The following is a 9,976-nucleotide window of genomic DNA, read 5'->3' as shown; positions in this document are numbered from 1 at the left end:
AAACACGGTGTTACCGTCGTCAATCTCGGTGCTGCGCTGAGCGATCCGGATACGGAAATCTACGCACGGGTTCAGGACATGGCCGGTAATACCACCGAAGTCTACCGCACGGTTGACTGGTTTTTAAACAATACCTCCGGCAGCCCAGGTACAGGAGACAGTAAAGCACCCAGCATTACGATTACCAGCCCGGGCAGTGACAGCGTCGTATCCGGCGTTATTCCTGTCGAAGTCAGCTATTCCGACAACGTGGGTGTCGTATCCGTCGATCTGTATATCGATGGACAGCATTACGGCCAAAGCACTCAGGAACCCTTTTCTTTCTCACTGGATACGGCTGTCATGGATGACGGTCATAACACACTCAGTGCGGTTGCGCTGGACGCAGCAGGCAATCAGAGCTCGGTAGGTATTGCAATCATAGTCGACAATGGCACCAATACTGGCGGTACGGGCGGCGAGACACCGATAAATGATAATGAAGCACCAATTATTACCATTTTTTCACCGCCAGCAGGTAGTGAATTGTCAGGCACCGTACCGGTCGAGTTTGAAACTTATGATAACGAGGGTATCGCACGTGTTGATCTTTATGCCAACGGTGTTCTGGTCGGCTCCAGTACGCAAGCGCCTTTTACCATTAACTGGGATACAACCCTGAACAACAACGGCACCGGTTATCTACAGGCACAGGCATTCGATCATGCTGGAAATGACGACTTGTCCTTTTTCAGAAATATATCAATAAACAACAGCACCGGTAATTCATCAGGCGATGGTTCAGGTTCAGGCTCAGACTCTGGCTCTGATTCAGATTCAGGTTCAGACTCTGGTTCTGGTTCATCGGGCACACCGCCAGCCGGATCAGACACGGAAGCGCCAATCGTTACAATCTATTCCCCGCCGCCGGGCACCCAGGTTTCGGGCACCATACCGGTAGAATTTGAAACCTATGACAACCTGGGTATCGCTCGCGTCGATCTTTATGCCAACGGTGTTCTGGTCGGATCTAGTACACAAGCACCTTTTACGATTAACTGGGATACGACTCTGAACAATAACGGCACTGGCTATCTGCAGGCTCAGGCATTCGATCACGCTGGAAATGACGATTTGTCCTTTTTCAGAAATATATCAATAAACAACAGCACCGGCGGTTCATCAGGTTCTGGTTCTGGTTCTGGTTCTGGTTCTGGTTCTGGTTCTGGTTCTGGTTCTGGTTCTGGTTCAGGTTCTGGTTCTGGTTCTGGTTCATCAGGCACACCACCGGCTGGATCAGATACGGAGGCGCCTATCGTTACGGTCGCGTCACCGCCCCCGGGTACCGAAGTATCGGGCACCATACCGATTAAGTTTGAAACCTGGGACAATGTAGGTGTTGTACGTGTCGATCTTTATGCCAACGGCGTTCAGGTCGGCTCCAGTGCGCAGAAGCCGTTCACCATCAACTGGAATAGCACTCAGACCAGCAACGGCACAGGCTATCTGCAGGCGCATGCATTTGATGCAGCCGGCAATAAGGCTGTCTCGTTTTCCAGAAATATTTCCATCAACAATACCGGTACCGCGCCACCTGCGCCTGCGCCTGACACTGTCGCACCTGTCATCGGCATCGCTTCTCCGGCACCGGGCGCAGTTGCAGGTGTCTTTCCTGTAACATTTAATTATTCCGACAATACAGACGTCGTCGCAGTTGAACTGTATCTCAACGGCGAACTTTACGGCAGAAATACGCAGGCGCCGTTCACCTTTACTCTGGATTCGGCATCTGTCGCTGACGGCGACTACACCCTGTCCGCGCTGGCTTTTGATGCAGCCGGCAACCAGGGCGCCTCAGCCAACGTAGTGGTTACTGCAGGCAATCACTCCGGCGATACTGAGAAACCGATCGTCACCGTTGCATCGCCGTCTCCGGGTACCGAAGTATCGGGCACCATACCGGTTGAGTTTGAAACCTGGGACAATGTAGGTGTTGTACGTGTCGATCTCTATGCCAACGGCGTTCAGGTCGGCTCCAGTACGCAGAAGCCGTTCACCATCAACTGGAATAGCACTCAGACCAGCAACGGCACAGGCTATCTGCAGGCGCATGCATTTGATGCAGCCGGCAATAAGGCTGTCTCGTTTTCCAGAAATATTTCCATCAACAATACCGGTACCGCGCCACCCGCGCCTGCGCCTGACACTGTCGCACCTGTCATCGGCATCGCTTCTCCGGCATCGGGCGCAGTTGCAGGTGTCTTTCCTGTAACATTTAATTATTCCGATAATACAGGCGTCGTCGCAGTTGAGCTGTATGTCAACGGCGAACTTCACGGCAGAAATACGCAGGCGCCGTTCACCTTTACTCTGGATTCGGCATCTGTCGCTGACGGCGACTACACCCTGTCCGCGCTGGCTTTTGATGCAGCCGGCAACCAGGGCGCCTCAGCCAACGTAGTGGTTACTGTAGGCAACCACTCCGGCGATACTGAGAAACCGATCGTCACTGTCGCATCGCCGCCTCCGGGTACCGAGGTATCGGGCACCATACCGATTGAGTTTGAAACCTGGGACAATATAGGTGTTGTGCGTGTCGATCTCTACGTCAACGGTGTTCAGGTCGGCTCCAGTACGCAGAAGCCGTTCACCATCAACTGGGACACGACACAAACCAGCAATGGTGCCGGTTATCTGCAGGCGCATGCATTCGACGCGGCCGGCAATACGACTGTCTCGTTTTCCAGAAATGTCTCTGTCAACAACACCGCGCCAGCCGAGCCCGCGCCTGACACTGTTGCACCTGTCATCGGCATCGCTTCTCCGGCACCGGGCGCAGTTGCAGGTGTCTTTCCTGTAACGTTTAATTATTCCGATAATACAGGTGTCGTCGCTGTGGAGTTGTATGTCAACGGCGAACTTCACGGCAGAAATACGCAGGCGCCGTTCACCTTTACTCTGGATTCGGCGTCGGTCATTGACGGCGACTACACCCTGTCTGCGCTGGCTTTTGATGCTGCCGGCAACCAGGGCGCTTCTGCCAACGTAGTGGTTACTGTAGACAACCACTCCGGCGATACTGAGAAACCGATTGTCACCGTTGCATCGCCGCCCCCGGGTACTCAAGTATCGGGCACCATACCGGTTGAATTTGAAACCTGGGACAATATTGGCATAGCACGCGTCGATCTCTATGCCAATGGTGTACAGGTTGGTTCCAGTACGAAGTCACCATTCACTATCAACTGGGACACGACGCAAACCAGCAATGGTGCCGGCTATCTGCAGGCGCATGCATTTGATGCGGCCGGGAACAGGGGAATTTCATTTTCCCGAAACGTATCGGTCAATAACTAATCATATAACTCATATGATAAATAACATGTTCTGATACGATTTTTAACATCCTGACCAATTGATGCGCAGCTTACGCTGCGCATCAATTAAGAAGTGCCAGGTATAATTTAGTAGCATCAAATGTCAGTTTGTTTTGGAAATGACATAGCGCACACCGTATAATCAGCGCTGTTTGGATTAAAGCTGGGAACCGCTATGAGTTATTATCAATACCATGTATTTTTCTGTGTCAATCAGCGAGAAGGGGCTGCAGTATGCTGTAATAACATGAATGCGCAGGCAATGCGCGACTATGCCAAAGACCGGATTAAATCGTTAAGATTAAATGGCAAAAACAAAGTTCGCATCAACAATGCCGGTTGTCTAGACCGCTGTGACGAAGGCCCTGTTCTTGTGGTTTATCCTGATGAGGTGTGGTATACCTACATAGACAAGGAGGATATCGACGAAATCATCGACGAACACCTGATCAATGGCCGAATTGTCGAACGCTTAACGATTTAACTGATCAATCACTGGCCGGTGTTATTTTGCATAAATTATTTATCGACGGTCCGGCAGGCAAGTTAGAATCGATTCTGGCCGAGCCCAAGAAATCACCAAAAGGCATTGCTGTAGTTGCACACCCTCACCCGCTACATGGCGGAACGATGGATAACAAAGTGGTCTACACACTGTTTAACAGCATACTTGAACTCGGATATATTGCTGTCAAATTCAATTTCCGCGGAGTGGGTAAAAGCGAAGGTAACTTTGATGACGGCATCGGTGAAACCAATGATATCGTCACCGTCACACAAACCATACAGCACCAGTTTGACCATCATTTGCATGATAAGCCATTATTGCTTGCCGGTTTTTCATTTGGTGGCGGTGTGCAATTACGCGCTGTTGAACGACTGCACCCGCAATCACTTGTTTTGGTCGCACCATCGATACGCACCGCTGGTACAGCATTTTCATGCAGCGATGTCGAGCAAACACTGATCATTCATGGCGATCAGGACGAAATAACTCCATTACCCACAATTCTTGACTGGGCAACACCGCACACTTTACCAATTGTCGTCATTCCAGGTGCAGAACATTTTTTTCATGGCAAATTACCCGTTCTCAAAAGCACAATTCACAACTTCATGAAAACATAACTTACCCTGATATTTGAAGTCATGCCCTTAATGCATTCTGGTCAAAAAGTATTCAGAAAAATACGGTCGGAACCGGCGCCGCTGAAACAAAAACACTGCAATTGAAAGAAAATTATGGTTTTCATCAAAACGACCGCACTTTTTTTTATCACAGCAATCATGGAAATTCTCGGCTGCTACCTGACCTATCTGTGGCTGACACAGGGAAAAAGCGCTTGGCTGCTCATTCCTGCCGGTTTGAGTTTGGCCGCTTTTGCATGGCTGCTGACACTGCATCCAACAGCGGCAGGCCGTGTTTACGCGGCCTACGGCGGCGTCTATATCTTTTGCGCCATTTTCTGGCTATGGACAGTCGATGGTATCAGGCCCACCGTCTGGGATTTGATCGGTGCATTTGTCGCACTGACGGGCATGGCGATTATCATGTTTGCACCGAAAGCGGCCTGATTTCTTTACTGTACCAACATTATGAATACACGACTGTATGTTGTTCTCAGTATTTCTCCGCAACAGCTTATCCAGTATTACGAAGGACATGCGAGCACGGTCGTGGCCAAAACGAAAGACGGGCGCACCATCCGTTTCCCTGCAAGTGTCCTGCGCTCCTTGGTTCAGGGAAATGGCGTGCAGGGTTTGTTTGAACTCGTTATCGACGTGAACCACAAACTTGTATCTATTAAAAGAGTCGATAACAGTTAATCACAGCATAGGGCTGACTCGTGCGCTTTCAATGACGAAAAAGCTGCGTTAAACTCTGTCCCTTTGAACATCAATCGTTTTCAAACTTCAAACGGTAAATCTAAACAATGGCCCAATATGTCATGTCAATGCTCCGCGTGAGCAAAATCGTTCCACCAAAGCGTCAAATTATCAAGGATATATCACTGAGTTTTTTCCCGGGTGCCAAAATCGGCCTGCTGGGTTTGAACGGCTCGGGCAAGTCTACCGTGTTGCGCATCATGGCGGGTGTTGATACTGAATTCGATGGCGAAGTACAGCGACTTCCTGATGTTCGCATTGGTTATCTGCCGCAGGAACCGCAACTGAATCCTGAACATACCGTACGGCAGGAAGTTGAGGCCGGCATGGGAGAAGTCATCGAGGCACAACAGAAACTCGATGCTGTCTACGCAGCTTATGCCGAGGAGGACGCTGATTTTGATGCGTTAGCCGAAGAACAGGCACGGCTTGAGGCGATACTTGCTACTGCTGGCAGCGATACCGAGAACCAAATGGAAATCGCCGCGGATGCCTTACGACTGCCTTCCTGGGATTCAGTCGTAAAAAACCTGTCCGGTGGCGAAAAACGTCGCGTTGCCTTGTGCAAGCTGCTGCTCGAAAAACCGGACATGCTGTTGCTGGACGAACCCACCAACCACCTCGACGCCGAATCGGTTGAATGGCTCGAACAGTTTCTGGTACGTTTTCCCGGTACAGTTGTTGCGGTCACTCACGACCGCTACTTTCTCGACAATGCTGCCGAGTGGATACTCGAGCTTGATCGTGGACATGGTATTCCGTGGAAGGGTAATTATTCCAGCTGGCTCGAGCAGAAAGAAGCGCGGCTGGAACAGGAAAGCAAGCAGATCGACGCGCATATGAAAGCGATGAAGAAGGAGCTCGAATGGGTACGGCAAAATCCCAAGGGCCGTCAGGCCAAATCCAAGGCGCGTTTGTCCCGCTTCGAGGAACTCAACTCTCAGGAATACCAGAAACGCAATGAAACACAGGAAATCTTCATCCCGGTCGGCGACCGACTCGGCAACGAAGTGATCGAATTCAAGAACGTATCCAAGTCCTACGGGGACCGGCTACTAATCGACGACCTGAGTTTCCAGATTCCGCCTGGCGCGATTGTCGGCATCATCGGACCGAACGGCGCGGGTAAATCGACACTGTTCAAACTTATCGCAGGAAAAGAACACTCCGATTCGGGTGAAGTCAAAATCGGTCCGACCGTCAACATCGCGCATGTCGATCAGGCACGCGATACGCTCGAAAATGACAAAACCGTTTTCGACGCCATATCTGGCGGCAACGATCTGCTGGCAGTCGGTAAATACACTACCCCGGCGCGCGCGTACCTAGGACGCTTCAACTTCAAGGGCAGTGACCAGCAGAAAATTGTCGGCCAACTCTCTGGCGGCGAGCGCGGCCGATTGCACCTCGCGCAAACGCTGATAGCGGGTGGCAATGTGCTGCTGCTTGACGAGCCGTCAAACGACCTCGACGTGGAAACCCTGCGCGCACTTGAAGACGCATTGCTCGAATTCGCCGGCTGCGTGCTCGTCATCTCGCACGATCGCTGGTTCCTCGACCGCATCGCTACACATATCCTCGCCGCCGAAGGCGATTCACAGTGGACATTCTACAATGGTAATTACCACGAATACGAATCCGACAAGATCAAACGTCTGGGCGAAGAAGGTGCAAAACCGAAACGGATACGGTATAGACCGATTAGCCGGTAAATTCCACTAAGCAAGTGAACGTTTGTATTCCAACAACATCTCGTTTTGTTGAACAACTGGCGCATGGAGTTATCTATGCATTACAGGACCTATTGATTCTGTAAATTCAGGCTTAATCGGTGTTTACTTTTCTCCATGTAATCCGTGCAGCCCACTTGCAGGATTATGTCGTTAAAGCTGGCAGAGCCGATCAGAATGAACGTAACCAATACAACGGTATTTTCAGCCAACAGTAAAATTGCACTTGTTCCTGAATAAAAAAGTATATTTCTGGAACAATCTGGCTGTCTGCCAAAATACTTTACAACTATTATTTCATCATTACCTTGTTCTACACTTACTGATATACAGTCACAGATGATCTTTCAAACGCATTATTTTACGGCGGTCTCGTTTTGTGGGGCGCCCTTTTGTAAAAAAAGGCCCGGGGCGTGCTTTGATACGTTCAGCTATGACCTCACGCTGCTGGCGACTTTCTTCGGTTTCGCTATACAACTGCTGCGCGATTGCGGCCGAACCGCGTTTATTGCTTAGCGCCAATACCTTTATTTCGTACTTGTAATTACCGGCCTGGATTGTCATCATGTCACCCACAACCAGTGTTTTCGCAGGCTTGACACGAGCCCCGTTCAGATGAATTCGACCGCGTTCAATGGCCTCTGCGGCGACAGAGCGCGTTTTAAAAAAACGCGCTGCAAATAACCATTTATCAAGTCGGAATTTTTCCGGAGTGTTTTTCTTGTCTGCTTTTTGCATACCATTCAGTCAGCCTGCCTTGTTTCTATATAGATCTGATTTTCCAGGGTTTTGTGAACCGGGCATCGATTCGCGATTTCGAGCATGCGTGATCGCTGCTGGTCATCCAACTGACCTGTCAGCTTTATGGTCCGAGTGATTTTGTCCACCAGCGTTTCCTGTTCTTCACATGTTGCACAATCATCCGTGTGCACACGGCTATGCTGCAAGGTGACTTCAATGGCCTGAACATCTATTTTTTTGTGATTGGCGTACATACGCAGCGTCATCGACGTACAACTTCCCAACGCAGCCAGCAACAGTTCATAAGGATTGACGCCTTGATCCGCACCGCCTACACGTACCGGTTCGTCACTGATTAAGCGATGATTCGCAGTAATAATCTCCCGCGTGAAATTCTGGTCAATCTCTTTGACGATAACAGTGCCTTCGTTCAGCGTGGGCTCAGTCGCTGCTGAACCGGGATCTTCTGTATTGAACTCATCCAGGTATTGACCGGCCCAGGCCGACAGTACAGTTGCAACATATTGCGCATCATCCGATCGGGATAACAAATGATCGGCACGATCAAGTGAAACAAAACTTTTGGGATGCCTGGCTGCACTATAAATACGCGCTGCTTCATCAATCGACACCACGCGGTCGAGTGGAGAATGAAAGATCAGCAACGCTTTATTGAGTTGTTGAATATGCTCCAGCGAGTTATATTTCTCCAAATCTTCTACAAACTGCTTTTTTATGGTAAAGCTGCGTCCGCCTAATTGAACACACGCTGTATTGTTCTCCATAATTTCCTGATGAGATTCTACGAACAGTCCTTTGACATGCGATGCTGTGGCTGGTGCTGCAATGGTGACAACCGCTTTAACTGACTGCATTTGTTGCGCCGCAGCCAGAACTGCGGCGCCACCAAGACTATGGCCTATCAATAAACTGGGTGCCGAGAATTTAGCTTCCAGAAATTCTGCCGCCGCAATTAGATCCTGAATATTCGAAGAAAAATTTGTGTTTGAGAATTCACCGCTACTGTTTCCTAAACCTGTGAAATCAAACCTTAATACTGCTATTCCCAGCTTTGCCAGTGCGCGCGCAACAAAACCTGCTGCCCTGCTGTTTTTTGAGCAGGTAAAACAGTGTGCAAAAATTGCATAGTTCTTCGTCTGATGATCGGGTATTTCCAGCAACCCCGATAATGAGTCTCCATCTTTATTTTGGAAAACTGCTTTCTTACTGACCATAGCATCCCTTGATTCTCATACCCTAAATTGACAAAATGAATTTTTCCTATTGAATGGCAAAATTTTCACCAATTTCAGCATACGTAACTCAAAAAAAAACACGGCAGTATCTGCCGTGTTTCCGGTATTTCAACAGATAGAAATAGAACTTGTCTAAAGCTACCGCCAGGACAATCAAATCCTGTTTCTGAATTAATTGTTTTGGTCAGGCTGCTGTTCCTTCTTCATTTGGTTTTTTACGGCTACGCAAGAAGAAGAATGCTGCGAAAGCAACAAGCGCAACGTATGGCAACACATCCGTAAACCAATTAATTGGCATTCCTTCACCAACAGCGAATGGAAAAACCGAAACCCATTCCTGATCATTACCCTTTACAGTCACCACGCCCGCAAACATCCCTTTCTCTTGAAATGAATGCTCAACCAGAATGGTGGCATTCGGATATACATCAGGCGGCAGGTGATAGATTGTCATGTTCTCTAAATCCTCATCCGATACCTTTTCCAGATCCTTTGGTGTGGTACTGGTAGAGATATTAAAGGGGGGCGTACTGCGCACAATCCGCACTTCTGTCGCAAATGGACGAAGTTCATCATTGATATAATCCAAAGCGACAACAGTTTTGCCAATCTCTGGAATATCCTCACAAAATTCCTGTTCCTGAGACATTGGCTGATAACCTGTAAAGTGAATCCTGTAAGGTCCCACTGTCAGAACGCACAAATCATCTTCCAGCGACAATCCACCGTGAGCGTAGAGCTGTCCCGAAAAAATAATACCAGATGCTATTACTACAGATACTAAAAATTTTTTTATCATTTTGAAACTCATCGTGTTCCCCTGCAAAAAGGATGATTATAAATCTTTATCACCAAATTTTGTTTACAATGTTGTTTTTTTTCTTCTTGTAGCCAGCCAGTCTTTGAATCGATTGGACCTGAAAAGCTTGTAACCAATCAATACTGTCAGCAACAGCCCGACCGCAGGACCGATCGTGGCCCTGAACACCTCCGCATAATTGACCAT

9 protein-coding genes are annotated in these 9,976 nt (G+C 49.0%); 6 read left to right on the top strand and 3 right to left on the bottom strand.

Annotated elements, in window-relative coordinates:
* The 6 genes from BMX44_RS15890 to ettA all read left to right on the top strand — a co-directional run.
* The coding region (locus tag BMX44_RS15890) for an Ig-like domain-containing protein (RefSeq protein ID WP_177167793.1) at positions 1-3,336 on the top strand (3,336 nt) is incomplete at its 5' end.
* Between the two features lie 195 nt (positions 3,337-3,531).
* Complete coding sequence (locus tag BMX44_RS15885; RefSeq protein WP_090634836.1) at positions 3,532-3,840, top strand: (2Fe-2S) ferredoxin domain-containing protein; 309 nt, start codon at positions 3,532-3,534, stop codon at positions 3,838-3,840.
* A gap of 26 nt (positions 3,841-3,866) precedes the next feature.
* On the top strand, positions 3,867-4,484 hold the full coding sequence (locus tag BMX44_RS15880; RefSeq protein WP_245738971.1) for an alpha/beta hydrolase: 618 nt from the start codon (positions 3,867-3,869) through the stop codon (positions 4,482-4,484).
* 114 nt (positions 4,485-4,598) lie between these two features.
* Positions 4,599-4,931 carry a YnfA family protein gene (locus BMX44_RS15875; protein ID WP_090634835.1) on the top strand — a complete coding sequence of 111 codons (333 nt, stop codon included), beginning with the start codon at positions 4,599-4,601 and terminating at the stop codon, positions 4,929-4,931.
* A 21-nt stretch (positions 4,932-4,952) separates the two neighbouring features.
* Entirely contained in the window at positions 4,953-5,183 is a 231-nt protein-coding gene (locus BMX44_RS15870; protein ID WP_090634833.1) for a DUF2835 domain-containing protein, read from the top strand.
* 107 nt (positions 5,184-5,290) lie between these two features.
* Positions 5,291-6,955, top strand: coding sequence for an energy-dependent translational throttle protein EttA (gene ettA, locus BMX44_RS15865; protein WP_090634830.1), 1,665 nt, complete (start codon positions 5,291-5,293; stop codon positions 6,953-6,955).
* A 351-nt stretch (positions 6,956-7,306) separates the two neighbouring features.
* Here the strand turns inward: ettA and BMX44_RS15860 are convergent, their stop codons facing one another.
* The 3 genes from BMX44_RS15860 to BMX44_RS15850 form a co-directional block, all read right to left on the bottom strand.
* Positions 7,307-7,711, bottom strand: a complete 405-nt coding sequence (locus BMX44_RS15860; protein ID WP_090634828.1) for an RNA-binding S4 domain-containing protein — start codon at positions 7,709-7,711, stop codon at positions 7,307-7,309.
* A gap of 5 nt (positions 7,712-7,716) precedes the next feature.
* Positions 7,717-8,949, bottom strand: a complete 1,233-nt coding sequence (locus tag BMX44_RS15855) for a bifunctional alpha/beta hydrolase/OsmC family protein (RefSeq protein ID WP_090634826.1) — start codon at positions 8,947-8,949, stop codon at positions 7,717-7,719.
* Between the two features lie 205 nt (positions 8,950-9,154).
* Positions 9,155-9,781 (bottom strand): hypothetical protein, encoded by a 627-nt coding sequence (locus BMX44_RS15850; RefSeq protein ID WP_090634824.1) that lies wholly within the window; start codon positions 9,779-9,781, stop codon positions 9,155-9,157.
* Between the last annotated feature and the right edge of the window lie 195 nt (positions 9,782-9,976).

The sequence above is a fragment of the Nitrosomonas marina genome (assembly GCF_900110145.1).
Lineage (GTDB): Bacteria > Pseudomonadota > Gammaproteobacteria > Burkholderiales > Nitrosomonadaceae > Nitrosomonas > Nitrosomonas marina.
This window is presented reverse-complemented; position numbering and strand designations above follow the sequence as displayed.